The organism is Prauserella rugosa (genome assembly GCF_000719975.1).
GTDB lineage: Bacteria > Actinomycetota > Actinomycetes > Mycobacteriales > Pseudonocardiaceae > Prauserella > Prauserella rugosa.
In genome coordinates this window covers 161,405-187,102 of the sequence record NZ_JOIJ01000009.1, presented here as the reverse complement: position 1 = coordinate 187,102, position 25,698 = coordinate 161,405, and the positions used below count along the sequence as shown (strand labels likewise).

The 25,698-nt window shown below is 71.2% G+C and carries 21 protein-coding genes; 9 read left to right on the top strand and 12 right to left on the bottom strand.

The window, feature by feature from the left end:
• Positions 1–42 precede the first annotated feature (42 nt).
• From IF64_RS0115005 to IF64_RS0114990, 4 genes are all read right to left on the bottom strand, one after another.
• Positions 43–1,023 carry a threonine/serine dehydratase gene (locus IF64_RS0115005; RefSeq protein ID WP_030532736.1) on the bottom strand — a complete coding sequence of 327 codons (981 nt, stop codon included), beginning with the start codon at positions 1,021–1,023 and terminating at the stop codon, positions 43–45.
• Complete coding sequence (locus IF64_RS0115000) at positions 1,020–1,784, bottom strand: polyprenol monophosphomannose synthase (protein ID WP_030532735.1); 765 nt, start codon at positions 1,782–1,784, stop codon at positions 1,020–1,022. The genes IF64_RS0115005 and IF64_RS0115000 overlap by 4 nt, the downstream gene beginning before the upstream one ends.
• A gap of 86 nt (positions 1,785–1,870) precedes the next feature.
• Complete coding sequence (gene lnt, locus IF64_RS0114995; RefSeq protein ID WP_084705874.1) at positions 1,871–3,502, bottom strand: apolipoprotein N-acyltransferase; 1,632 nt, start codon at positions 3,500–3,502, stop codon at positions 1,871–1,873.
• A complete protein-coding gene (locus IF64_RS0114990) occupies positions 3,495–5,135 on the bottom strand; it encodes an amidohydrolase (RefSeq protein ID WP_051757872.1) in 1,641 nt (546 codons plus the stop codon). The genes lnt and IF64_RS0114990 overlap by 8 nt, the downstream gene beginning before the upstream one ends.
• 99 nt (positions 5,136–5,234) lie before the next feature.
• Here IF64_RS0114990 and IF64_RS0114985 point away from each other — a divergent pair, with 99 nt between their 5' ends.
• The gene (locus IF64_RS0114985; RefSeq protein ID WP_084705873.1) at positions 5,235–6,656 is read left to right on the top strand and encodes a KamA family radical SAM protein; all 1,422 of its coding nucleotides are present in this window, start codon (positions 5,235–5,237) and stop codon (positions 6,654–6,656) included.
• 50 nt (positions 6,657–6,706) lie between these two features.
• Here the strand turns inward: IF64_RS0114985 and IF64_RS0114980 are convergent, their stop codons facing one another.
• Positions 6,707–7,591, bottom strand: coding sequence for a tagatose-bisphosphate aldolase (locus IF64_RS0114980; protein WP_030532731.1), 885 nt, complete (start codon positions 7,589–7,591; stop codon positions 6,707–6,709).
• A 38-nt stretch (positions 7,592–7,629) separates the two neighbouring features.
• Positions 7,630–8,973: an FGGY-family carbohydrate kinase gene (locus IF64_RS0114975; protein ID WP_030532730.1), complete on the bottom strand. Its 1,344-nt coding sequence runs from the start codon at positions 8,971–8,973 to the stop codon at positions 7,630–7,632.
• Positions 8,974–9,057: 84 nt separating this feature from the next.
• Here IF64_RS0114975 and IF64_RS0114970 point away from each other — a divergent pair, with 84 nt between their 5' ends.
• Positions 9,058–10,272 (top strand): HAD-IA family hydrolase, encoded by a 1,215-nt coding sequence (locus IF64_RS0114970; RefSeq protein ID WP_211252585.1) that lies wholly within the window; start codon positions 9,058–9,060, stop codon positions 10,270–10,272.
• Here IF64_RS0114970 and IF64_RS0114965 read toward each other — a convergent pair.
• Positions 10,229–11,221, bottom strand: a complete 993-nt coding sequence (locus tag IF64_RS0114965) for a LacI family DNA-binding transcriptional regulator (RefSeq protein ID WP_030532728.1) — start codon at positions 11,219–11,221, stop codon at positions 10,229–10,231. The two genes, IF64_RS0114970 and IF64_RS0114965, sit on opposite strands and share 44 nt — an antisense overlap.
• Before the next feature lie 293 nt (positions 11,222–11,514).
• Between IF64_RS0114965 and IF64_RS0114960 the strand changes: the two genes are divergently transcribed.
• Positions 11,515–12,906: a sugar porter family MFS transporter gene (locus IF64_RS0114960; RefSeq protein ID WP_030532727.1), complete on the top strand. Its 1,392-nt coding sequence runs from the start codon at positions 11,515–11,517 to the stop codon at positions 12,904–12,906.
• A 72-nt stretch (positions 12,907–12,978) separates the two neighbouring features.
• Here IF64_RS0114960 and IF64_RS0114955 read toward each other — a convergent pair whose 3' ends face one another.
• A complete protein-coding gene (locus IF64_RS0114955) occupies positions 12,979–13,593 on the bottom strand; it encodes a TetR/AcrR family transcriptional regulator (protein ID WP_030532726.1) in 615 nt (204 codons plus the stop codon).
• Positions 13,594–13,681: 88 nt separating this feature from the next.
• On the opposite strand from IF64_RS0114955, the gene IF64_RS0114950 reads away from it, so the two are divergent.
• From IF64_RS0114950 to IF64_RS0114930, 5 genes are all read left to right on the top strand, one after another.
• Positions 13,682–14,638, top strand: coding sequence for an aldo/keto reductase (locus IF64_RS0114950; RefSeq protein WP_051757871.1), 957 nt, complete (start codon positions 13,682–13,684; stop codon positions 14,636–14,638).
• 182 nt (positions 14,639–14,820) lie between these two features.
• Positions 14,821–17,418, top strand: coding sequence for an ABC transporter permease (locus IF64_RS0114945; protein ID WP_051757870.1), 2,598 nt, complete (start codon positions 14,821–14,823; stop codon positions 17,416–17,418).
• Entirely contained in the window at positions 17,411–18,166 is a 756-nt protein-coding gene (locus tag IF64_RS0114940; protein WP_051757869.1) for an ABC transporter ATP-binding protein, read from the top strand. Before IF64_RS0114945 ends, IF64_RS0114940 begins: the two co-directional genes overlap by 8 nt.
• A complete protein-coding gene (locus IF64_RS0114935; protein WP_051757868.1) occupies positions 18,153–18,863 on the top strand; it encodes an ABC transporter ATP-binding protein in 711 nt (236 codons plus the stop codon). The genes IF64_RS0114940 and IF64_RS0114935 overlap by 14 nt, the downstream gene beginning before the upstream one ends.
• A gap of 163 nt (positions 18,864–19,026) precedes the next feature.
• On the top strand, positions 19,027–20,106 hold the full coding sequence (locus tag IF64_RS0114930) for a GDSL-type esterase/lipase family protein (RefSeq protein WP_030532721.1): 1,080 nt from the start codon (positions 19,027–19,029) through the stop codon (positions 20,104–20,106).
• A gap of 62 nt (positions 20,107–20,168) precedes the next feature.
• On the opposite strand, the gene IF64_RS0114925 is transcribed toward IF64_RS0114930, so the two are convergent.
• From IF64_RS0114925 to IF64_RS0114910, 4 genes are all read right to left on the bottom strand, one after another.
• A complete protein-coding gene (locus tag IF64_RS0114925; RefSeq protein ID WP_048808377.1) occupies positions 20,169–20,651 on the bottom strand; it encodes an Lrp/AsnC family transcriptional regulator in 483 nt (160 codons plus the stop codon).
• Positions 20,648–21,793: a M24 family metallopeptidase gene (locus tag IF64_RS0114920; RefSeq protein WP_030532719.1), complete on the bottom strand. Its 1,146-nt coding sequence runs from the start codon at positions 21,791–21,793 to the stop codon at positions 20,648–20,650. Before IF64_RS0114920 ends, IF64_RS0114925 begins: the two co-directional genes overlap by 4 nt.
• 123 nt (positions 21,794–21,916) lie before the next feature.
• A complete protein-coding gene (locus IF64_RS0114915) occupies positions 21,917–23,947 on the bottom strand; it encodes a M48 family metallopeptidase (protein WP_030532718.1) in 2,031 nt (676 codons plus the stop codon).
• A gap of 59 nt (positions 23,948–24,006) precedes the next feature.
• Positions 24,007–24,609, bottom strand: coding sequence for a LemA family protein (locus tag IF64_RS0114910; protein ID WP_030532717.1), 603 nt, complete (start codon positions 24,607–24,609; stop codon positions 24,007–24,009).
• Positions 24,610–24,745: 136 nt separating this feature from the next.
• Here IF64_RS0114910 and IF64_RS0114905 point away from each other — a divergent pair, with 136 nt between their 5' ends.
• Positions 24,746–25,696: a 5'-3' exonuclease gene (locus IF64_RS0114905; RefSeq protein ID WP_030532716.1), complete on the top strand. Its 951-nt coding sequence runs from the start codon at positions 24,746–24,748 to the stop codon at positions 25,694–25,696.
• Positions 25,697–25,698 lie beyond the last annotated feature (2 nt).

Sequence of the window (25,698 nt, the reverse complement as noted above, 5' to 3'; positions counted from 1 at the left end):
AGGTTCGGAGCGCGGGTGGCGCGATCGTCCGAGGCGCTCGGTCTACGCCAGATCGGCCGGATCGGTGTTGCCGCCACACAGGACGACGCCGACCCGCTCGCCGCGGTCCGGCCGGTAGGCGCTGGACAGCAGCGCGGCGTACGCGGCCGCCGTGCCGTGCTCGACGGCCACCCGATACCGCTTCCACAGCCGAGCGCGCGCGGTGACGACGTCGGCGTCGTCGACGAGCACGGAACGCACCCCGGTCCGGCGGGCGACGTCGAAGGCGATCTCCCCGATGTGCGTGGCACCCAGGGAGTCCGCGGCCACGCCGGAGACGTCGACGTCCACGGGTCCTCCGTGGCGCAAAGCCGTGTGGAGCGTCGGGATCGTCGCCGGTTCGATGGCGACCACGTCGGCCTCGCCCTCGAGCGCGGCGGCCACGCCGGCCATCAGCCCGCCTCCGCCGACGGCCACCAGCACCGTGTCGAGCCCGCCTGCGACCTGATCGGTGAACTCGCGGCCGAGCGTGCCCTGTCCCGCGCAAATCTCCGGTTGGTCGTAGGCGTGACAGAACAGTGCGCCGGTGTCGGCGGTGTGCTCGACCGCGACGCGGTAGGCGTCGGCGTACTTGCTGCCGACCGTGACGACCGTGGCGCCGAGCTCGGCGAGTTTGGCGAGTTTCACCGCCGGTGCCGTCTCGGGCACGTACACCCGTGCGGGAACGCCCTGGGTGGCTGCGGCGTGCGCCACCGCCAGGCCCGCGTTGCCGCCCGATGCGGCGACCACGCCCGCGTCGGTCAGCCGCCCGCCCTCGGCCGCAGCGAGTACGCGGTTGAACGCGCCGCGCGCCTTGAACGAGCCGGTGTGCTGGAGCTGCTCGAGTTTGAACCAGGTGAACCCGGGACTGCTGCGTTCACTGGGGGATTCGCTGCCGAACTCGCCGTCGTCGGCGGGCAACACCGGGGTCCGGCGGACCCGGCCGTCGATCCTGCGCGCGGCGGCGTCCACATCGGAACGGGTGATCGTCGGGTGGTCGGTCATCGCCGCAGCAACAGCCTGCGCAGCTGACCCAGGCGACGTGCCGCGCCCCACTGCGCGACCCGCACCATCGCCTCCCCGATGATCGATCCGTCCATCTTGGACGTGCCGATCTCCCGTTCGGTGAACGTGATCGGCACCTCGACGATGTCGAAACCGGCCTGCGCAGTCCGCAGGGTCAGGTCGATCTGGAAGCAGTAGCCGGCCGACACCACGTCCTTGAGTGGCAACGTGGCCAGCACGCGCGCCCGGTAGGCCCGGAAGCCCGCGGTCATGTCGTTCACCGGAACGCCCAGTGCGAGGCGCGAATACAGGTTCGCACCACGGGACAGGACCTCCCTGCGCTTCGGCCAGTTGACCAGCGCACCACCGGGCACGTAGCGCGAACCGATGACCAGGTCCGACTCGTCGAGCGCAGCCAGCAGCCGCGGCAGGTCCTCGGGGGCGTGCGATCCGTCGGCGTCCATCTCCACCAGCGTCGCGTAGTCACGTTCGAGCCCCCACCGGAAACCGGCGATGTAGGCCGCGCCAAGCCCGGCCTTCTCCGTACGGTGCAGCACGTGGACGTGTTCGTCGTCGGCGGCGATCTCGTCGGCGAGGTCGCCGGTGCCGTCCGGGCTGCCGTCGTCGACCACGAGCACGCCGGCATCGGGCACGTGCTCGTGCAGACGTCGCAGGAGGGGCGCGAGGTTGTCCCGCTCGTTGTACGTCGGGATGATCACCAGCACAGGTTCCGTCGTACCCCTGTGCGTGTCCTCGGCCATGCTGCTCCCCTGTGTCCGTTCTTTCCGGGGCCCGTTCTCTCCGGGCCCGTTCTCTCCGGGCCCGTTCACTGCGGGCCCGCTTCGTGTCACCGGGTCCGGTCGGCTCCGCCCGCGGCGCCACGACGCCGGCCGAGGACGATCCCGGTGATCGCCGCGGCCACACCGGCCCCCACCAGAACGTACTCGGTCCAGGCCCCGAGCCGGTCCGCCAGCGTAGTCGTCGTCCGCAGCGGCACGTCGGCCACCAGGGACGTCGCCTCGTACATGTCCGTGTGGCGCGTGACCGTACCGTCCGGCTGGACGACGGCACTGACCCCACTCGTGGCCGCGACCACCACGGCACGTCCGTGCTCGACCGCGCGGACCCGCGCCATCGCCAGCTGCTGATAGGTCATCTCGCCGTCGCCGAACCACGCGTTGTTGGTCGGCAGCACGATGAGCTGGGCGCCCGCGTCGACCGCGTCCCGGGACGGGTAGTCGTAGGCGGCCTCGTAGCAGATCGCGAGCCCGACCCGCGTGCCTGCGACGTCGGTCACCCCGGCCTCGGTGCCCCACCTCATGTCGCGCGTGTTGCCGACGAAAGGACTGAACCAGCTCGCGATCGGCCGCATCGGCACGTACTCGGCGAACGGCACGAGCTCCTGCTTGGCGTAGCGGTCGCCGGGACCCTCGCCGGGTCGCCACGTGACGACCGCGTTGTCGGTCTTGCCGTTCGCGCCGCGGTACAGCGAACCGACCAGCGTCGGTACTCCGAGGTCGGCGACCGCACGGTCCACCTCGGGGTCGTGGCCCCCGGTGATGTCGACGGCCGTCTCGGGCCAGACGACCAGATCGGGTCGCGGCACCTCGCCGTCGTCGATTCGCTGAGCCAGGCGGGCGCTCTCGGAGAGGGTGTTGGCCCGCAGTGTCTCGCGTTGGCCCAGGAGCTGGATGCCGACGTTCGGCGCGTTGCCCTGCACGATCGCGACCGACCGGGTGCCGTTCTCCGCCTCGGTGCCGACGGTGGGCCGGAGCACGAGGCCGAGCAGCAACGGCACCAGCGCCACGGCGGAGGCCCGCAACACGGCCGGCAGGGCCGGGCGCAGGCGCAGGCACGTGATCAGCCCGGCCATGCCGAACCCGCACGTCACCACGGCCAGGCCGACGAGCGGCGCACCGCCGAGCGAGGCGAGCGGGGTGAAGGCGCCCTCGGGCTGGCTGAACCCGATGCGCCCCCACGGGAAACCGTTGGCGGGCCATCGTGACCGCGCGAACTCCTGCAGCAGGAACACCAGCGCCATCCACACCGGTGCCACGGGAAGGCGCGACACCCACGGCAGCAATGCGCACGCGAGCGCGACGTAGAGCGCGAGAACACCCGACAGCGCCAGCCACGGCCACGGTCCGAAGTCGACCCCGAGGAAGTCCTCGATCCACAGCAGGTGCAGCAGGTTGAACGTCAATCCGAAGACGAAGCCGTATCCGGCGCTGCCCCAGGTGCGCCTGCCCCGAACCGTGAGGCCCAGACCGGCGAAGGCCAGTGGCGCCAACCACCACAGCGGCCGCGGCGCGAAGCTGAGGAACAGCACCACGCCGGAGGCCGCCGCCGCGGCCAGGCGCACGGCCACCGGTAGCGCCCGGCGACGTCGCGGAGCTGGTGCTGCGGCGTCGCCACCGGCCGGGACGTCGGACGGGTCCTGGGCACGGACCGCACTGCTCGGGGGGACGGATTCAGTCACGGGAGTGGATGACCTCACCGTGGCGCACCGTGCGCAGGCACGTCGGCAACGGGGCTCCGGGCTCGAGCGGCGGCAGCCCCGGAACGCGGGCGCGCGGGTCGGTCGACCAACGCTGCACCCGGTTGTCCGGGGCCGACACGACCAGCTCGACCGGTTCCCACACGGCGTAGTGCGCGGGTGCGCCCGGCACGAGCGTGCCGGTGATGCCGTCGTCGGCACCGGCGGCGCGGTGGCCACCGCGGGTGTGCGCGTTGAACGCGGCCCGCGGTGAGATCCCCGACCCGGCCGTGCGGTGGTGCACCGCCGCACGCACGCTCTCCCAGGGCGCCAACGGTGTCACGGGAGCGTCCGAACCGAATGCCAGCGGGACGCCCGCCGCGGCCAGCGTGGAGAACGGGTTGAGCCCCGCGGCCCGGTCGGCACCCAGGCGCGTGGCGTACATGCCGTCCGTGCCGCCCCAGTGCGCGTCGAACAGGGGTTGCATCGAGGCGGCGACGTTGTATCCCGCCAGGACCGCGGCCTGGTCGGCATCGACCATCTCGACGTGTTCCAGCCGGTGTTTGCCGCCCACGAGCGCGCGCCTGCCGACCTCCTTCTCGGCCAGGCGGAAGCCCTCGACCACCTCGCTGACGCCGGCGTCACCGATGACGTGGAAACCGGCCTGCATCCCGGCCTCGGTGCACAGCACGACGTGCTCGGCGATCTGCGCGGCGTCGAGGTAGCGGTTACCGGTGGTCGCCGGGGCGTCGGTGTACGGCTCGTGCAACGCGGCGGTGCGGGAACCGAGCGCCCCGTCGGCGAGCAGGTCGCCCGCGAGGCCGCGGGCGCCGATGCGCCGCGCCACGGCCAGTGCGTCCTGTCCCGTCGCACCCCAGTAGCCGACGACCTCCGGCAGGTCCGGCCGCGTGCCGAGCTCGATGAGGCCGGCCAGGTCCTCCTCGCTGGAGATGCCCGGCGCGGCGTTCTCGTGCACCGACACGATGCCGAGTGAGGCGGCTGTGCGCAGGAACGTCTCCTGCACCCGCCTGCGGTGCTCCGGCGTCACCGCCGCGCGGGACGCGGCGATGACGGCGCTGTGTGCCTCGCGGGTGACGGGCCCGTCGTCGGACCAGCCCGGCAGGTCGGTCACGCCGGGCGCGAGATCGGCCAGCGCGCTCGACACGAGCGCCGAATGCACGTCCACGCGGCTCAGGTAGACCGGGGCTCCGCCCGCGGCCTCGTCGATCTCCGCGCGGCTCGGCAGCCGCGGGTGGCTCCAGCGTGTCTCGTCCCAGCCGTGGGCGATGAGCACCTGGCCCGGCCGGGCGGCCGAGCGCACCGCCGCGAGCAGGTCGCCCGCGTCGCGCGCGGCCGCCAGGTCGACGCCGTCGAGGTGCAGGCCCGTGTTGGTGGCGTGCACGTGGGCGTCGACGAACCCCGGCGTGACGAAGGCGCCGTCGAGGTCGACGACCTCCGCGTCGGGATGCAGCGCCCGTCCCGGCCCGTCCTGCCCGACCCACACCACGATCCCGTCCGTGACGGCTATCGCCGTGGCGTCGCTCGAGGCGGGGGTGTGGATGTGCCCGCCGACGAGAAGCGTGGTGTGCCCGCGCCGGGCGGACGAGGCGGATGAGGAGGTGGAAGAACTCGTCACGTCCGGCAGTGTGCCACGCCCACATAGACGAGAATATTTGCATCCGATCCTCGATATGACAGGATATTTTCTACGTTGACCGCGACATGAGGAGCAGAAGTGACTGCGATCCAGGAGTCTGCTCAGGAGTCGGCCGACCGGGCGTCCACGCGCTCGCACGGGGACGAGACCGGCATCGAGCAGCCGTACGACTACCGGAGGGCCGAGCTGGTCGAACCCGACTGGCGCCGCTTCCCCGGCTGGCGGGACGTCACCGAGGCCGAATGGCGTGACGCGCAGTGGCAGCGGGTGCACTGCGTGCGCAACCTCAAACAGCTGCGCGCGGTGGTGGGCGATCTGGTCGAGGACCGGTTCTTCGACGACCTCGCCGCCGATCAGCGGGACATGGCCACGATGTCGATGCTCCTGCCGCCCCAGATGCTCAACACGATGGCTCCGCACGCGGGCACGGATCCGCAGAAGGTCACCGAGGAGCTCTACGCCGATCCGATCCGCCGGTACATGCTTCCGGTGCGCAGCGACCGCGACCCGCAGTGGCCGAGCCATCCGCATTCCGAGCGCGATTCGCTGCACGAGGCGGAGATGTGGGTCGTCGAGGGGCTGACCCACCGCTACCCCACCAAGGTGCTGGCCGAGCTGCTCTCCACCTGTCCCCAGTACTGCGGGCACTGCACCCGCATGGATCTCGTGGGCAACTCGACCGAGCAGATCGACAAGCACAAGCTCGAGCTCAAACCGGTCGACCGGCAGGACGCGATGATCGACTACCTCAAGCGGACGCCGGGCGTGCGGGACGTGGTCGTCTCCGGTGGCGACGTGGCGAACGTGCCGTGGCACCAGCTCGAGGCGTTCCTCATGCGGCTGCTCGAGATCGAGACGGTGCGCGACGTGCGGCTCGCGACGAAGGCGCTGGCCGGGTTGCCGCAGCACTGGCTGCAGCCGAAGGTCGTCGAAGGACTGGAGCGCGTCGCCGGTACGGCGCGGCGGCGCGGCGTCAACCTCGCCATCCACACGCACGTCAACCACGTGCAGTCGGTGACCCCGTTGGTGGCCGAGGCCGCGCGGACGGCACTCGAGGTCGGGGTGCGCGACGTGCGGAACCAGGGCGTACTCATGCGCGGCGTCAACAGCACTCCGGCCGATCTGCTGGATCTGTGTTTCGCGCTGCAGGGAGAGGCGAACATCCTGCCGTACTACTTCTACATGTGCGACATGATCCCCAACGCCGAACACTGGCGGCTGGCCGTGTGGGAGGCCCAGGAACTCCAGCACGCGATCATGGGTTACCTCCCCGGGTACGCCACACCGCGGATCGTCTGCGACGTTCCCTACGTCGGCAAGCGGTGGGTGCACCAGCTCGCCGAGTACGACCGCGAGCGCGGCATCTCGTACTGGACGAAGAACTACCGCACCGGCATCGAACTCGACGATCCCGAGGCGCTCGACCGGCGATACCCGTACTACGACCCGATCTCCACGCTGCCCGAACAGGGCCGGCACTGGTGGAGTGAGCAGGTCTGACGCCGCGCCGCCGTGGGCAGGGCGCGCACCGCGCCCCGCCCACGGACGGTTCAGCCGTTGACGATCGTCTCGAGCTCGCGCAGTCGGGGCAGCGCCCGTCCGGTGAGCCGTTCCCGCCGCACCTCGCCGTCGACCGACAGGCTGTCCTTCCACAGCGATCGGCCAGCCATGGCACCGCCCGCGCCGTTGTCGACCGCGACCTTCACCTGGCCGACGAACGTCTCGTGGTCCACCCCGGCAGACAGCACCGCCCAGGGCACGCCTGCCGCCGCCTCGGTCACCGTCGCGCACGCCTCGGCCGAGCCGGGGTACTGGAGCTTCAGCACCTTCGCGCCGCATTCCACCGCCAGCTTCGCGCCGCCTGCCACCAGGCCGGGGAACGCCGCCGCGTAGTCCTCCTCGGACTCATCCTCCAGCCGGTAGGTCAGCAATTCGACGATCAGTAGCAGACCCTCGGCCTCGCAGGCCTGCACCAGGTCCCGGATCTGCTGTGCGACGTCGGAGTCGAGCCCCTGCCGGTCCGGACGGGTGTAGAACAGCATTTTCGCCACGTCTCCGCCGAGATCCCGCACGCGGCGTGCCGTCACCCCCGGCACGTACCGGGTGTAGCGCAGGCCGTCGATCGTTTCGTATCCCGAGGCGTCCATGCCCACGACCAAACCCGTGTCGCGTGCCAGAACGCCGTCGTCCACGACACCCGGCAGCGCGACCTCGGCGTCGAGCAGGATCGCCGGTGCCTCGTTCGCCAGGTGCCGCACGAGGTCGGCCTTCGCGGCCGCCAGTCCTTCGGTGCTGATGCCATCGGGACCGTCCGGCGCGTCGTCCATCGCCTTCTTCATCCCGTTGCGCTGATCCGCCGCGACGATCAGCATGCGTCCCTCGTCGGTGCTGATCGCCGCCAGCCCGCGGCGTTCGGGTGTGGTCAGGGTGTTCATTCGTTCCTCCTGTGTTGTGGGTCCCAGGTGTGCCTGTGTCACGCCGCGGCGGCGGGAAGCAGGCCCGCCGCGATACGGGCCGCGCCGAATGCCGTCTCCTGCGTGCGCGCCGAGACGGTCAGTTGTGGCAGCACGTGAGCGCGGGCCCGCTGCACGCTGCGCATGCCCGCCCATCCGCCGGTGAGCGTCGCCGAGGTCGCCGCGGGCACCTCCGCATCCAGCGCCGCGACGAGCGTTCGGATCTCGTCGTTGCTGTGCCGCAGCACGGCACCGAACAGTTCGGCCGGGCCTGCGCCGTCGGTGCGTACGGTCACGGCGAGGTCGCCGTCGTCGTTGCGGGCGCCGGAGACCTCGAGACCTCCTTCTGGCAGCGCGCCCTCGTACGGCAGTTCCATCACGGCCTCGTCCAGCCGGTCCCGGCCCTCGCTGTCGGTAATGCCGAACGTCTGCATCGCCCGCCGCAGCAGCAGGCCGGTCTTCACGCCGGCGACGAGGACGTGCTTGCCGCCGGAGACGTGGCGCACCTCGTTGATCAGCCGCCCGGCCAGGCGGGTGCGGGCCGCGTAGCCGAGCGGTTCGTCGATCACCCGCAGCAGGACCTCGGCCGTACCCATCGACACGTGGTAGTGCCCGGGACGGATCGGCCCGTCGGCTTCCGCGGCGACGAGGTGATCGTGTCCGGCGACGGCGATCCGCGCCCCGGCCACCGTCGCGGGGAACTCCGCCGACACCGCGCCGAGATCGGTACCGGCATCCTCGATCGGCGCCAGCAGTCCGCCGTCCGCGCCGAGTTCGGCCAGCATTTCCTCCCAGGGCGCGCCCGTGTCCTGGTCGAGCAGGCCGGTGCGCGAGGTCAGCGACGCCTCCGACGACGGGCGGCCGCCCAGCACCGTCGCGGCGAACTCCGGAAGGTTGAGCCAGCGCAGCCCCGGCAGGCGCACCCCACCGTCACGCAAGTACGCGAGCTTGGCCGCGGAGGTCTGTGACCCCAACGGCAGCCCGGTTCGTCCGGCGAACTCCGAGCGGATGGCGGCGGGAAAGGCACGGACCTGCTCTCCGCCGCGTGGATCGAACCACGCGAACGCCGGCGCGACGACCTCACCGGCGCCGTCCAGCAGAACGCCGCTCTCCCCCATCCCCGACACCGCGACCGCGTCGATCCGGCCACCGCCGCGGGCGGCTACCTGCTCCGCGGCACCCTCCACCAAGCGATGCAGCGCCCCGCGCAGTCTGTCGGTGGGCAGATCGGTCGTGCCGCCGGGCCCGTGCCGCCACGGCGTCGGCAACTGTTCCAGCGCCACCTCCGTGCCCGCATCGTCGACGACCAGCATCTTGAGGTTGGTGCTTCCGAGGTCGATCCCCGCCACGAGGGCGCCGCTCATCGGCCCGCCCCTTCCCACGTCTCATGACTCCGGTGACATGACAGCCCATGACACCGGTGACTTACGACGGCTATCATCGGGAGCATGACGTCGCGTTGTCAAACCACCCGGCCGCTCGTGATCGCCGTCGCGGGTCCGGCGGGGAGCGGGAAGACGACCCTCGGACGGAGTCTCGCGACCGAACTCGGCGCGCCGCTGCTGGACCTCGACACCCTCACCTCGACGCTGCTCGACCGACTCCACGGTCCGGTGTTGCGCACGCACTGGCTCGCCCCGCCGCACGCCGACACCATCCGCGCCGCCCGCTACGCTGCGTTGCGCGCCACGGCGGCCGATGTGGCATCGACCTGTGGCCAGGCCGTGCTCGTCGCCCCGTTCACCGCGGAACTGTCGGGTGGTCCGGAATGGCAGGAGCTCATCGACGAGCTGTCAGGTGCGGACGTCCACATGGTGCACCTCGCCGGCGACCCTGCACTGCTTGCACGTCGCCGCGCCGAGCGTGGCGCGGCACGCGACACCCACCGGCCCGCGGACTCTCCGCCGCCGGTTCCGCGGGTGCCGCACATCGCGATCGAGGCCCAGTTGACTCCCGAGCAGCAGCGGTTCCGGGCGCGCCGCGCGCTCGGTCATCGGATTCCCGTCGACAGCAGGGCCGTCGTTTTCGGACGCGACTACGATGCCGTGCTGTTCGATGTGGACGGAGTGCTCGCCGATTCGACGGCCTCGGTGCTGCGGTCGTGGGACCGCTTCGGTGCGGAACTCGGCCTCCCCTCGGCGCCGGTGGCGAAGAACCACGGCCGCCCCGCACGGGCACTCCTGGAACGGCTCGTCCCAGCCGGCGACGTCGCCGACGGGGTGCGGCGGATCGAACAGCTCGAGGTCGAGGATGCGGCCACCGTCGAACCGGTACCGGGGGCACGCGAACTCGTCGATACCCTCCCCTTCGACCGGTATGCGTTCGTGACGTCGGGAACTTCCTCCATCGCACGCGCACGCCTGGCCGCGGTGGGTATCGAGCCGCCGCCGGTGTTCGTCACCGCGGACGACGTCCACGCCGGAAAGCCCGATCCCGAGCCCTACCTGCGTGCCGCGGCGCGGCTGGGTGTCGCACCCGAACGGTGCCTGGTGATGGAGGACGCCCCGGCTGGGGTCGCCGCCGCACGCGCGGCCGGCTGCGGTGTCGTCGGGGTGCTGGGAACCGTGCCGGCCGAGGACCTGGCCGGTGCAGACGCAGTGGTCGACGGCCTGGACCGGCTCACTGTGTCGGTGGGGCCACCTTGCAGGATTCACGTTCGATGAGCCGCACCGGAAGCACGGTGCGTCTGCGGAAGCGCCGCTTCGGATGCTCCAGCCTGTCGAACACCCGCCGCGCGGCGTGGTCGCCGAGCAGTGCCGGATCCTGGTCGATCACCGTCATCGCCGGCGTCACCATGTCGGCCATCGGGAAGTCGCCGAAGCCGACGACGGCGTGGGGCTGGCGGCGCAGCACCGGGACCAGAGCCATCGTACTGCGAGCGTTCGAGGAGAAGATCGCCGTCGGCGGTTCGGGCAGTGCAGCCAGTCGCGCCACCGCGTCGGCTGCGCTCTCGCGGTCGAGCACCCCGAACATCTCGTAGGTCTCGTCGCGATCAATGCCGTGCTCGGACAATGCCGCACGGTAGCCACGCAACCGGCTGCGGCCGGTGGGCACGTCCGAAAGGTCGGCGACGAACGCGATCCGCCGATGACCCCGCGCGAGCAGGTGCTCCACGCCCATCCGCGCACCACCCTCGTCGTCCTCGAGGAACGCGTCGGCCGACACGCCGCTCGGTGCGCGGTCGACGAACACGATGGGCAGTTTCTCGGCCCACCGCGCCAGATACGCGTTGTCGGTGGCGACCGGAGCGATCACCAGCCCGCTCAGCGACTGGCTGAGCAACCGGCCGACCAGGGTCCCCTCCTGCCGGGCGTCGTCGCCGATCGTGGTGACCATCGTGGACATCCCATGTTCGACCGCCACCTGGTTGACGGACTCGGCGACGGCCGCGAAGAACGGATCGAGCAGGTCCGGAACGACGACCCCCACCACCGGTGCACGTCCGTTCCGGAACGTCGTGGCCACCGCGTTCGGCACGTAGCTCAGCTCGCGCATGGCCAGTTCGACCCGCGCGCGGGTCTCGGGCAACACGTGCTCGTCGTTGTTGAACACCCGCGACACCGTCTTCGCACTCACTCCGGCGAGCGCGGCGACATCTCGCATCGTGGTCATGGGATCGCGGGAATCCTTTCGACGAGGAGGCGCTGCCGGTGTGTCGGCTTCGCCGGGCAGTGTATCGATTCCGGACGCCCCGGCGTGCCACTCTGCCGGCGAGTCGCCGTTATGAGGTTATGACACCGGTGACGTGTACTGTCTTGACATCGGTGACATAGGCACGTCTACTGTGCCGACACGGCACGGCACCTGCGGCCCGCCCTCTCCTCGGGAAGGGTTGGGATCTGCGGATCGCCGCGCGATTAGGACACAGGTCACGAGACACTCACGAGACAACGGGAGTCGAGGAGATGAACGACAGCGCTGTCGTCGGGAGCGCGCGTCCACGCAAGAGCGCGGGCGCGGGTGCGACGGTGATCGCGGCATTCGGCGGCCTTCTGTTCGGTTACGACACCGGCATCATTTCGGCGGCACTGCTGTATATCGGCCCGGAGTTCGACCTCAGCGATCAGGCGAAGGAGTTCGTGGTCGCCTCGCTGCTGGTCGGCGCCATCATCGGCGTCGCGGCGGGCGGCGCGATCATGGACCGGATCGGCAGGCGGCGCACGCTCCTGGCTGTCGCCGTGCTGTTCCTCGCAGGTGCGATCGCCTCCGGCCTCGCCGCCTCGATGGTTGTCCTGCTGTTGGCCCGCATTCTGCTGGGTCTGGCGATCGGTGCCGCGTCGGTGGCTGTGCCCGCCTACATCGCGGAGATCGCGCCGGCCCATCTGCGTGGCCGGCTCGTGTCGGTGAACCAGCTCATGATCTCCTCCGGCATCCTGATCTCGTACATCACCGGCTATGTCCTGTCGGACTCGCAGGCCTGGCGTTGGATGCTGGCGGTCGCCGCCGTCCCCGCACTCGTGATGCTCGTGGCCCTGCCGCTGCTGCCGGAGAGTCCGCGATGGCTGCTGTCCCAGGGGCGGGACGGCGAGGCCCGAGCGCTGTTGTTGCGCAGCCGGTCCGCGCAGGCCGTCGACGACGAGATCGCGGAGATCACGGCGGCCATGCGTGCCGAGAAGACCTACACCTTCCGCGATCTGCTCTCCTCGCGGTTCCGGCCGGGAATCATCCTCGGCGTCGGTGTCGCGGCGACGAACCAGCTCGTGGGCGTCAACGCCGTCACGTACTACACCCCGACGCTGCTGACCGGCTCCGGATTCGGAGACTCGGCCGCGATTCTGTCGTCGGTCGGTCTCGGTGTGGCCAACGTCGGCTTCACGCTCGTCGGCCTACTCCTGGTCGACCGCATCGGCAGGCGGCCGTTGGTCCTCGGCGGGACAGGACTGGTCGTGCTCTCGCTCGTGGTGATCGGCGCGGTCTACGCCTTCACCGATCTCGACGGGATCTGGGCGGGCGTGCTGCTGACGTTCCTCATGGTCTACCAGGCGTCCTTCTCGGCGAGCCTGGGTCTGGCGATGTGGCTGGTCAACAGCGAGGTGTTCCCGACAGAGGTGCGCGGAAAAGCAGGCAGCGCGGGGCTGGCGACCCACTGGATCCTGAACCTGCTGATCTCGGTCACGGTGCTGACCACGATCAACGCACTGTCGCCGAGCGGACTGTTCTGGCTGTACGCGGTGCTCGGCGGCCTCGGGCTGCTGTTCCTGCACCGGAAGCTGCCCGAGACCCGGGGCCGTACGCTCGAGGAGATCGACGCCGAACTCAACGGCGACGTGCCCGCACGCACCCCCACGGCGAGCTGATCCCGGTGCCGCCGGTGCGCGGGCCCGCCCCACACCGCGACGCCGGCGGCACCGCCCCATCCGGAATCGTGTTCAGTTCGCCCGGTGCTCGTCCGTGTGTGCGGCTCGGTCGGGGCTGCGGTCAGGGCTGAGGCCGTCGATCAGCAGGTCCAGCAGTCGATCGACCTGCGGACGTTGATCCGGTCGCTGGCACGCCAGCAGCACCCCGGCCATCTGTGCGACAACGTCCTCTGCGGGCACGTCGCCGCGCAGGCGGCCGCTTTCCGCCCCTGCGTCGAGCATCCCCCGGACCGCCTCGCCGAGCCGTCTGCGCGTGTCGTCGGACGTGACGGCCCCCGAGGCGATCACCTCTCGCAACGCCTCGGCCATTCCGTGCTTGGTCGCGACGAAGTCGGCGTAGCGGCCCATCCACGTGCGCAGCGCTCGTTCGGGAGGCAACGTGGCGGCGAGCTCGCCCGCGGCATCGCACAGCTGTCCCAGTTCGTCGCGGTACACCGCCTCGATCAGCGCCTCCCTGGACGGAAAGTGCCGGTACAGGGTCCCGATGCCGACGCCTGCACGGCGCGCGATCGACTCCAGCGACGCCGTGCCCTGCGAATCGCTCAACGCCGCCAGCGCCGCTTCGACGATCCGCCCGCGGTTCCGCCGCGCGTCCGCGCGCTCCCGTCCCTGACCGTCGCCCGACATATCTGGAGGGTCCTCCGTTTTCGGTGTACCGTGACTCATAGGCGGAGGATCCTCCGTCTATGTCCCAGACTAGTGGGAGGTCAGCGCGATGCCCACCAAGCCCACCAAGCCCACCGACACCGCCAACACGCCGCCCGAAGCCGACGCCGACGTGCGAGGACTGCTCGGCGACCGGCGCGTGCACCGAGTCGGTTACGGCGCGATGCAACTGGAGCACGTTCCGCGGCAGGAGGCGATCGCCCTTCTGCGCCGCGCCGTGGAACTCGGCGTCGATCACGTTGACACCGCCCACTTCTACGGCGCAGGCGCCGTCAACGAGGCGATCGGCAGCGCGCTCGCGCAGCAGCGAGACGGCGTGCTGATCGCGAGCAAAGTCGGCGCCACTCACGAACCCGCCGCCGAGTACGGATTGGCCCCGGCCCAGCGTCCGGAGCAGCTACGCGCCGAGGTCGAGGCGAATCTGCGCAGTCTGGGTGTCGACCGGATCGACCTCGTGAACCTGCGCCGTCTCGACGGCGGCGGACCCGGCATCCGGGCCAGTGGTGACCAGGTCGTCGACCTGGACGACCAACTCGCCGCGCTCGCGGATCTGCGCCAGGCGGGCACGATCGGCCACATCGGACTGAGCAACGTGACCCGCGCGCAACTCCGGCAGGCACTCCCGGTCGGAATCGCCTGCGTGCAGAACCACTACAACCTGCTCGACCGCACCGACGCGCCGGTGCTCGACGAGTGCCGTGCCCGGAACATCGCCTGGGTGCCGTTCTTCCCGCTCGGTTCCGGTGTGACGGCCCACCCGGCCGTACTCGCCGCTGCGGAACGCACGGACGCGAGTCCCGCGCAGGTGGGCCTGGCCTGGTTGCTCGGCCATGCGCCGCAGACCCTGCTGATCCCCGGCACCACCAAGCCAGCCCACCTCGAACAGAACCTCCGTGCGGTCGACGTGCACCTCGACGCCGACACCCGCGCCGAACTCGACGGTCTCGGCAACCGCATCGAGCACACCGGGCGCACCAAGAACACCGCGCACGAACCGACCAGCTGAGGAGCATCGCCGCGGACGGCCTGGGCACCGAGATCGCCCTCGGCCACAGCGCGCCGGGGCCTGGCCGGACGGGTTCTCGTCGCGTGACCAGCCCGGCGGCCCTCGCCCGTCCTGATCGCTGTCCGGGGCGTTTCCGACGAATCGCGTACCGACGCCCGTCGCGCGCAGTACAGTCCCGCTGCATGCGCAAGGTGCGGCGGTCACGCCGCTTCCGGCTCGCCCTGGCATGGCGGAGGGCTCCGCGGGCCGCCATGTCCAGTCCGCTCGTGGTCGTGGTTGCCGCCGTCACGGCGTTGTTGACGTCCTTCCTGGCGACCGCCACCCCGCTGCACGCCCAGGCGGCCGCCGGCGCCGCGCTCACCGAACGACACGGGAGCGTGTGCGAGGACCAGTACGGTCCCGTGTTCACCTCGCCGTCGGTGGATCCGCGTGACGCGCAAACCGTGATTGACGTCGTCCGTGACCGCGCCTCGCGACACGGTTTCGGCGCGCCGGTGGTCAGCATGTTCACACCGGTCGGGAACGCCGAGTTCGGCGGCGAGAAGTTCGACTTCCGGGTCGGCTACCGCACCGGCGGAACCGGCGATCTCGAGCTGCTGCGCGGCAACGCCTCACCCGGCCTGTGGATGGGGACCGAGCTCGCCGACGCCGAAGGCATTCCGCTGGGCACCCGCGGGCACGAAGGGCTGTTGCCGCCCACCACGGGCATCTACCGCGACCTGCACCTGCCTGCGCCGGGACCGTGGTGTTCGGTGCGGGACCTGTCGATGCCCAACCGGCTCGTGGACACGCTCACCGGCCCGGTACTGTTCGCGACCGACCGTGCGTCCTTCGACACCGCGACGCGCCCCTTCAGCGAGCTCGAACGCCTCACCGTCACGTTCCGCACGCCACCGCCGTCCACGCTCGCCGAAGCCACCGACCGACTCCGGCGAGCCGACGCGCTCATCGCCGACGTCGAACAGACGCTCCGAGACGACGGGCACGGCGCGCTGACCCACGGCTCCACTCCGTTCGCGCGGTCGGTGGAGCTGGCACACCAGGCGCGGGCGAACGTGGGACTGTCGATCGCTCCCCTGGCCGTCCTGGCCGTGCTGATCGGGTGCACAGGCGCGGCGGTCCTCGGCCTGCAGTGGTACCAGCGACGCCACCGGCAGGTGCGCCTGCACCTCACCCGCGGTCATCGTCCGGCCGCGGTCGGCGGATTGGCTCTGGCCGAACTCGGAGCACCGATCTTGTTCGGTGGAGCGCTGGGAGTCGTGGCCGCGTGGTGGGCACTTCCCGCATACGGGCCTGCGGGCCCGGTCGACGGCGGCGGCATCGCCGTCGCGGCGGCCTGCGGGGTCGCCGCGACGGTGGTGTCGGCGCTGTCGGTGGGCGCGGTCGTCACGACGCGCGCACGCCGGGAGTTCCGCCGGCCGGAACCCGCACGGGGCCGTGCACCGAGTGCCCGCGGTCTGCTCGCCTACGTCCCGTGGGAGCTGGGCACCGCCGCCGTGGCGCTCATCGGATGGCTGCGGCTGGCCGACTACGGTGGCACGTCAGCCACCGGAGACCCGCTGCCTCAGGTGGATCCGCTCGCGCTGTCGTATCCGGTGGCCGTGGTGCTGACCGTCGGCATCGTCACGGCCCGGCTTGCCGTGTTGGCGCTGCGACTCTCGCACCGGGTCCGGTGGTGGTCGCGGCCCGCCCTGCAGTTGGCGCTGCGCAGGCTCGCCGCCACTCCCGGCCCGGTGGTGGGTGTCCTGGTGATCAGCGTGCTTGCCGTCGGGACACTCGCCGTCGGCAGCGCGGTCTCGACGGCCCAGCGGTCCGCCCTGGCCGACAAGACCGGCATGTACGTCGGAGCGGAGTCCGCTGTGGACGTGCAACACGCGGTCGCCGTCGGCGAGGTTCCCGTCCCCGACGGCGTGCGCGAGGGCACCACACTGGTCGGCCGCATCAACTCCACGGGCACCGATCCACGCGTGGCCGTCGTCGACCCGGCAACGTTCCTCGGGGTCGCGTGGACGAGCGGGCTCGACGAGAACCACCTGCGGACGCTCTTCACCCGCATGGACGCGCCCGTGGACGGCGAGCTTCCCGCCATCCGGGTCGGCGGGCCGTCCGGTCCCGCACCCGACGTCGGGGATACACCGCTGCGGGCGATCGCCGACGTCGAGGCGTTTCCGCTCCTCACCGACGATCCCGGCTACGTCGTGTCCCGCACCGCGCTGTCCGGCGAGCAGGTCGAAGCCGTGACCCGGTGGACACTCCTGTCGACGGGACCGCTCGACGCGCTCGTCGCACCACTACGCGATGCCGGGTTGGCGCACCCCAACCCGGAGACCAGGGACGCGGTGTTCGACGCGTTGCCCTTCCGGGTGGTCGAGTGGACGTTCTCGTTCGTCACCCTCCTCGGCGTGGTGCTCGCCGTGGTCGCGGTCATGACCGTCGTGGTGGCGACCGAGACGCGGCGGAGGCAGAACGCGCTCGCCGCCTCGTTGCTCGTGCGGATGGGCATGCGCAGAAGCGGACTGCTGCGCAGTCACCTGGCCGAACTCGGTGGCGTCGGCGGCGTGGCGGCCTTCGTCGGCCTCGTCTGCGGGGTCACCGTCGCGGCGATTGCGGTGCCGCGCTTCGACCCGGTCCGGTGGCTATCGCCGGTGGCCCACCTGCCCAATCCGGCGCCGCTGGTCGTCCTGACACTGGTCGGAACCGCTCTCGTCGTCACGGCGACCGCGTGGTTCGCGGTACGGTCGGCGCGTGCCGCTGTCCCCGCGGAGCTGCTCCGTGTCTGAACCGCCTCGCCCCGCTGCCGCCGACCGCCCGGCCTTCCGGCTGCGGTCGGCCGGCGTCGACTACGTGACCCCCACGGGCACGGCGACGGGCATTCGGGACGTCACGATCGACATTCCGCACGCCGCGATGACGGTCCTGGCCGGGCCGTCCGGTTCGGGGAAGTCCACATTGTTGCGCGTGCTCGGGCTCGTCGAACCACTCACGGCGGGGTCGGTCGAGTTCGACGGCACCGACGTGGACCGGATCGATGCCCGGATGCGGCGGACGCTGCTACGACGACGTCTCGGCCTCGTCTTCCAGAACCCGGTCGACAACCTGCTCCCCGCGTTGTCGGTGGGCGAGAATCTGCGTGCGGCGGCCGAGTCGGCCGGTCAGGACTGTGTCCCCGAGGAGATTCTCGCCGAACTCGGCCTCGACGGGACGACGTCCTGGCGGATCGGTGTGCTGTCGGGAGGTCAGCAACAACGATTGGCGTTCGGCTGCGTGCTGGCGCGTCGCACCGACATCGTGTTGGCCGACGAGCCGACGTCGCAGTTGGACAAGGCGTCGGCCGAGTCGGTCATCGCGGTCGTGCGGGACCTCGAACGACGGGGACTCACGGTGGTGGTCACCTCGCACGACCCGGCGTTGATCGCCGTCGGCTCGCCAGTGGTGCGGTTGCACGACGGCGTAGTGGAAACGGGTGCCCAGACGACGGTGGCGGCGGTGGAGACGGTGGAGGAGGTGCCCTCCGATGACACCCGGTGAGCACGCCCCCGTCGGGCCCGCGACGCTCCGCGCGGCCGGCCTGCGTCGGGTGTTCCCCCACCCGGGCGGCGACGTCGAGGTGTTGCGTGGGGTCGACCTGACGGTGGAACCGGGTGAGTTCGTCACGCTCGCCGGACGTTCCGGCTCGGGCAAGAGCGCACTGGTGGCCGTCCTGTGCGGATTCGACCGCCCGGACTCGGGCACGGTGCACATCGGCGGCGACCGCGTGACGCAGGACCTGCCGTGGCGCACGTGCGCGGTCGTACCACAGTCTCTCGGCCTCACCCCGGAGCTGACCGCAGCCGAGAACGTCGCGTTGCCGTTGGTGCTCGGCGGCGTACCGGCCTCGGAGGCCGCAGCTACCGCGGAGGCGCTCCTGTCCCGGGTTCAGCTCGGTGCGGTGGCCGACCGCCGTCCTGGTGAGCTGTCGTTTGGCCAGCAGCAGCGGGTCGCGCTCGCCCGTGCCGTCTCCCCGCGACCGGCCGTGCTGATCGCCGACGAGCCGACGGCGCATCTGGACACCGGCACGACACCCGTCGTGCTCGACATGTTGCGTGACCACGCCGTCGGCGGCGGAGCCGTGCTCGTGGCCACCCACGACGACGCGGTACACCAGGTTGCCGATCGGCGCATCGACCTCAGCGACGGCGTGCTCGAACTCTCGGCCGCCAACCGGTCCACGACCTCCCCACGGTGACCGCCGCGTTCCCTGCCAGATCCCCCACCACGGCCGGCGTGTCCCCTCCCGTGCGGGAGATTTCGGCGCAGCCCCACGGGCCCACGGCACGAGCACCGGCACGCCGGGATTCCGCGCACAGCCCGGCGATTCCGGAAGCCCGAATCCCGTAGAATCCGCCGTGATGCCCACATCCCGCTGGTGGCTCGGTGCGTTCGCGTTGGCCGGGGTCTGCCTCCTCGTCGCCGTGGTCGTGCTGACGTCCTCCGAACCCCCGTCGCCGGAACGGCCGGGCCCGCCGGGGCGCGGACCGTTGACCGTCGTGTCCATGGGCGACAGCACGATCTCCGGCGAGGGGGCCGGTGACTACACGGCCGACACCGACGGGCGCAACGGCAACTGGTGTCACCGCTCTCCCAACGCGATGGTCAACCACATCGAGCTGAGCGGCGTGACCGAGCACGTCAACCTGGCATGCTCGGGCGCGGCGTCGAAACACCTCAGGCTGGGCGACGAGAAACAGTGGACGGAACCGTCGCAGGCACAGCAGCTGGCCGAGCTCGTGAAGGACCATCGTGTGGCGGCGGTCGTGGTGGGCATCGGTGCGAACGACGAGCCCCAGTTCTCCCGCCTCATCTCGCAGTGTTTCACCTCCTGGTTCTCCGACGAGTCCGCGCCGTGCAACGAGCGGATCAAGGTGGACTGGGAGGAACGGGTCGACGCGGTGGTACCGAAGGTCGCCGAGGTGCTCGAGGACATCCGCACCGTCCTCGACCGTGCGGGCTACGACGAGGACGACTACGAACTGGTGCTGCAGTCGTACGCCTCCCCGATCGGGCCGGACATGCCCGAATCACTGCGCAATCTGGACGGTTGCCCGTTCCGCAAGGCCGATCTGCGCTGGGTTCGCAACACGGGTGCGCCGGATCTGGCCGAAGGACTGTCCCGCGCGGCGTCCGAAGTGGACGCACGGTTCCTCGACCTGTCGCGCGCGGCCCTCGGCCACGAGGCGTGCAGCGGCGGGGCGGACAAGAACTCCGAATGGTTCACCCGCTTCACGGTCCGCTGGGACGACCTCAAGGACGCCGACCGTGCCTCGCACGCGATCCAGGAATCCTTCCACCCCAACGCGAACGGGCATCGGCAGTTCGCCCGCTGCATGAGCGAGTTCCTGTCCTCCGACGCCGAGTCCGCCGTCTGCCTCAAGGGCGACGACGACAACCTCCACGCGGCCCCGTCGGTCGCCGAGCACGGCCGGCGCTGAGCCGAGCCGACCCGGATCGGCAGGGGCCCGGTCGAGCACGTCGGGGACGGCGGGTCAGGCACTCACAGTGTCGGGGAACGGCCTTCGAACGGCGTCGACAGCACCACCGTGGTCCGCGTGGAGACCTTCGCGACCTCGCGGATCCGCCGCAGCAGATCTTCCAGACCCAACGGCGACGGCACCCGCACCAACAGGATGTAGGACTCGTCGCCGGCCACCGAGTAGCACGACTCGATCTCCGGGATGTGTTCCAGCCGCTGCGGATAGTCGTCGGGGGCAGCCGGATCGTTCGGCGTCAGGGAGATCAGCGCGGTGAGCGGAAGTCCGATCTGCTCACCGTCGAGTTTGGCCGTGTAGCCACGGATGACGCCGCGTTGTTCGAGCCTGCGCACCCGCTGGTGCACCGCGGACACCGACAGGCCCACCCGCTCGGCGAGATCGGTGAAGCTGCGCCTGCCGTCGGCCGACAGTTCGGCCACGATCGCCTTGTCGAGCGGCTCCAGACCGGGGACCGCGGGAGTGCCTCCGCTTCCGGAGGCCGTCATGAGTCGAGCACGACGAGCTCGTGCGGGCGCGAGTTCAGCGGTTCGACGCCCTCGCCGGTCACCACGACGATGTCCTCGATCCGCGCTCCCCAGTGCCCTGCGGTGTAGATGCCCGGCTCGACGCTGAAGGCCATGCCCTCCTCGAGCGGCAGGTCGTTGCCGGCGACGATGTAGGGCTCCTCGTGCACGTCCAGGCCGATGCCGTGCCCGGTGCGGTGGATGAACCGGTCGCCGAAACCGGCGTCGGCGATGATGTCGCGTGCCGCGGCGTCGACGGACGCGGCGCTCACGCCGGGCCGCACGGCGTCCACGGCGGCCTGCTGGGCGCGCTGCAGCACCGCGTACGTCTCCGCCACGTCTGCGCCCTTCGGCTCGCCGACGGCGTAGGTGCGGGTGCAGTCGGAGTTGTAGCCCTCGGGGATCGGGCCGCCGATGTCGACGACCACCACATCGCCCGCTTCGATGACTCGGTCGGAGACGTCGTGGTGCGGGCTGGCGCCGTTGGGCCCGGAGCCGACGATGACGAAGTCGGCCGCGGTGTGACCCTCCTCGACGATGGCGGCGGTGATGTCGGCGCCCACCTCCGCCTCGGTGCGTCCCGGCCGCAGCCATTCGCCCATGCGCGCGTGCACCCGGTCGATCGCGGCGCCCGCCTCGCGCAGCGCGGCGATCTCGGCGGCGTCCTTGCGCATTCGCAGTTCACGCAGCACCGGGCCGGCCAGCATCTGTTCCGCGTCGGGTACCGCGCCCCGCACGCCGAGCACGTGCAGGGCCGCCATCATGTCGCTCACGGCCACGCGCGCTGCCTTGCCGACCCGGTCGGCGACCAGGCGGTAGGGGTCGTCGCCGTCGACCCAGGTGATGACGTCGATCCCGAGGTCGTCGGTCGGCACGTCGGAGTAGCCCGGCAGTTCGAGCTTCGGCACCACGAGTGCGGGCGGCGTGTCGCTTGCGGGCACGACGAGCGTCGTCAACCTCTCGAACGACCCGCCCGCCTGGCCCACGAGGTAGCGGAGGTCCGACCCGGGAGCGATGAGCAGCGCGTCGGCTCCGGCATCGGCGGCGGCCTTGCCTGCCCGGTCGAGACGGGACCGCAGGGTGGCGGCTTCGGGCGCGGGATTGTGCAGCGATCGACGGGACATGGCCCGAGGGTACTGGGAAGCGGAGCTTCTCATTGGGGGGTGGTGGTCGGGCGAGGGGCCGGCCCTGCGAAGCGCAGCTTCTCCGTGGGGGGATGGTGCTGGCCGCGCGAGGCCCGCCCGCCCTCAGCCGTGGTGGCCGCTGGCGAGGGTGACCGGCAGTGGGGGCATCGGGCAGTGCAGCATCGAGCAGACCGTGCGGAGCAGTTCGGATTCACCGACGGTGAGCACGCCGTTGTCGGCGATGACGGTGACGACCGCTTCGACGAGGACCTGGGTGTCGCGGCCGGACAGGCCGTCGAGTGCCGGCCACACCTGGTCGAGCACCTGCGGGCCCTGCGGCGGCGGGGCGAACGGCAACGCCGAGCCCGGTGCGACGCGCTCCATGCCTGCGCGGAACGCGCGTTCCCCTGCGGCCGGGTCGGGGTTGCCGACCGCGGCGAGCACGGCGAGCAGTATCGCGACGGACTGCTGGGCCGAGGCCAGGGTGCTGCGCCGCCGTCCCCACGGGGGCTGCTGGTGCACCGCCTCGTGGAGTTCACGGCCGAGCAGTGCGGCGAAGCAGTACTCGAACACGCTGGTGCGCCCGTCGGCCGCGGCGAGCGCGCCGACCGTGTCGCGAAGGGCGTCGACGGCCTGCGGGGGTCGTTGCCGCAGTGCGGGGAACGCGACCTCGGCGAGGGGCAGGCGCAGCGCGGGGTCGAGCTGGGTCAGCGCGCCGCCGTCCTGCCACGCGGCGTCGGCGAGCGGGCCGCCCCACCGGCTGGCGATGAGGTGGTACTGCCTGCCACGCACCTCGGGGTGTGTGGACAGCAGCAGGCCGAACACGAGGGGGACGGCGGCGTCGGGACTGTGGGCGCGGTGCAGGAACGCTTCCGGAATCCGGGACAGCACCCCGGCGCCCTGGTCCTGTGCCGGCTGCCCGGCCCCCGGGGCCGCGCCCGGACCGGCAGCGTGACCGGCTCCGGGACCACCAGCACCCTGCACGGTGTCCTGACCGCCGGCTGGTGCGAGACCGCCCATCGTGCCGACCGTGCCCGCCACGGCCGAGGCGTGGGCCGCAGGCACGTGGCCCACCGGTGGAGCCGCGGGCGGTGATGCAGGGGCGGGCGCGAGGCCGAGCGCGGCGTCCTCGTGCATCCCCGACGGCGGCTGCTCGGCCCACCGCCTGCCGAGCCGGTCGAGTTCGTTCGGGTCGAACGTCGGGTCGAGCTGGCGGATGCGTTCGGGCAGCGGCGGGTGGGTGGCGAGCCACGAACGCCGTTTGCCGCCCTCACCGAAGAGCATGTGGCTGACGTCGTCGGTCTTGCCCGCCCGCAGCCGCGAACCGGTGGGCAGGCCGCCGATCTTCTTCAGGGCGCCGGCCAGCCCCGCGGACTGCCGGGTGAACTGCACGGCGGAGGCGTCGGCGAGGTACTCGCGCTGGCGGGACACCGCGGCCTTGATGATCCTGCCCGCGAACACGCCGATGAAGCCCACGATCATCAGAACCAGTCCGAACAGGATGAACGGCGCGGCGCCGCCCTTGTTCGATCCGCCCCTGCCGCCGGTGCCGAGCAGCACCCTGCCGACCACGGCCAGCCCGACGAGCCCGGCGAGCACGCCGATGAGCTTCATGTTGAGCCGCATGTCGCCGTTGACGACGTGACTGAACTCGTGGGCGATGACGCCCTGCAGTTCGTCCCGGTTGAGGCGGTCGAGAGCGCCCTGGGTCACGGCGACGGCGGCGTTCGCCGGCGACCAGCCCGCGGCGAAGGCGTTGATTCCCGCCTCGTGCGGCAGGACGTAGAGCTCCGGCACCGGGGTACCGGAGGCGATCGAGATCTCCTCGACGACGTTGCGCAGCCGGCGCAGGGCGGGATCGGCGGTGTCCTGCGGAACGGGCAGACCTCCCACGCTGCGCGCGACCGCGCCCCCGCCCTGCCTCCGGAGCATCATCGTGCGCACCAGCGACGTTCCGCCGATGACGAGGAGCATTCCGACACTGGCGAGCACCAGCGTGCCGACGAGCTGGTTCGTCGGTTTGGTGTCGAGGCGGAAGAAGACGAACACCGCGAGGTCGACGACCACGACCACCGCCACGACCGCTGCGATGAACAACCACACCAGTCGGGTGGAGGCCTTCCGGACCTCGTCCTGTCGCTCGAAGAAGTTCATGGTCGCCGATCACGTCCCCCGCGTTCGCTTGCCGCCCCAGTGAAACCCGTCGGTGCCGATCAGAACGAGATCTGCGGCGCCTGGCGGGCCTCCGGCGAGTCGATCTCCAGCAGCGCGGCAGCCTGGAAGCCGAACATGCCGGCGAGGATGTTCGTCGGGAACGTCTCGCGCTTGTTGTTGTAGGCCATGACGCTGTCGTTGTAGCCCTGGCGCGCGAACGCGACGCGGTTCTCCGTGGAGGTCAGCTCCTCGGACAGCTGCATCATGTTCTGGTTGGCCTTCAGGTCCGGGTACGACTCGGACAGGGCGAACAGCCTGCCGAGGGTCTGGGTCAGCGCGGTCTCGGCACCGCCCAGCTGCTGCATCGCGCCGGGATCGCCCGGGTTCTGCCGCGCGGCCTGCTGGGCCTGCACCGCTCCCCCGCGCGCGGCGATGACGGACTCCAGCGTCTGCCGCTCGTGCTGCATGTAGCCCTTGGCCGTCTCGACCAGGTTCGGGATCAGGTCGTGCCGCCGCGTGAGCTGCACGTCGATCTGAGCGAACATGTTGCGGTAGTGGTTGCGGCGTTTGACCAGGCCGTTGTAGCCGGTGATCAACCAGATGACCAGCGCAATCACGATGACGGCGACGATCACGATCGCCACGATCGCTCCGGTGCTCATGACAGTGTTTCCTCCCCTTGATCGACACGTGCGCCCGCAGACTAGCCCCAGGCCTTCTGCGGGTCAGGGATTTGGACAATCTTCCCCTTGGCGTGTGGCATGCACGACCCGGAGCGCCTCGTGCGAGGCTGTAGCGGTGAGCACCGGTTCCGTGGCGCTGCTGGACGCGGCGAGCCTGTATTTCCGTTCGTACTTCGCCCTGCCCGAGTCGATGAAGGCGGCCGACGGTACGCCGGTCAACGCGGTGCGCGGCTTCGCCGACACGGTCGCGCGCATCCTCACCGACCGGCGGCCCGCGCGTCTCGTGGCGTGTCTCGACGCCGACTGGCGTCCGCAGTTCCGGGTCGACGCGCTGCCGAGCTACAAGGCGCACCGCGTGGCCGAGGAGGTCGAGGCGGGGGCCGACGTCGAAGAGGTCCCCGACACGCTGACCCCGCAGGTGCCGATCATCCTGGAGCTGCTGGAGGCCGCCGGCCTCGCGACCGCGGAGGCTCCCGGGTTCGAGGCCGACGACGTCATCGGCACCCTCGCCGCACGGGAGACGACCCATCCGGTCGAGGTGATCACCGGCGACCGTGACCTGTTCCAGCTCGTGCGCACCGAGCCGACCCCCACCACGGTCATCTACGTCGGCAAGGGGTGGGCGAAGGCCGAGGTCCTCGGACCGGACGAGGTCGCCGCGAAGTACGGGGTGCCAGCCGACCGCGCGGGGGCCGCCTACGCGGACATGGCGATGCTGCGGGGCGATCCGTCGGACGGTCTTCCCGGCGTCGCGGGCATCGGGGGGAAGACGGCCGCCAAGCTGATCACCCAGTTCGGCTCGTTCGAGGACCTCGTGGCCGCCGCGCGCGCCGAGAGCCCGGACCTGCCGGTGAAGACCCGTACCCGCCTCAACGAGGCGGCCGAGTACCTGGACGCGGCCCCGACCGTGGTGCGGGTCGCCGCCGACGCACCCGTCGAGCTGTCCGGTCCCGACGCCGTTCCCGCGGGGGCGGTCGACGAGTCCCGCGTGCGCGAACTCGCCGCGCGCTGGAACCTCGGCGGTTCGGCGACCCGTCTGCTCGACGCGCTGGCTTCCCGGCCGTGACC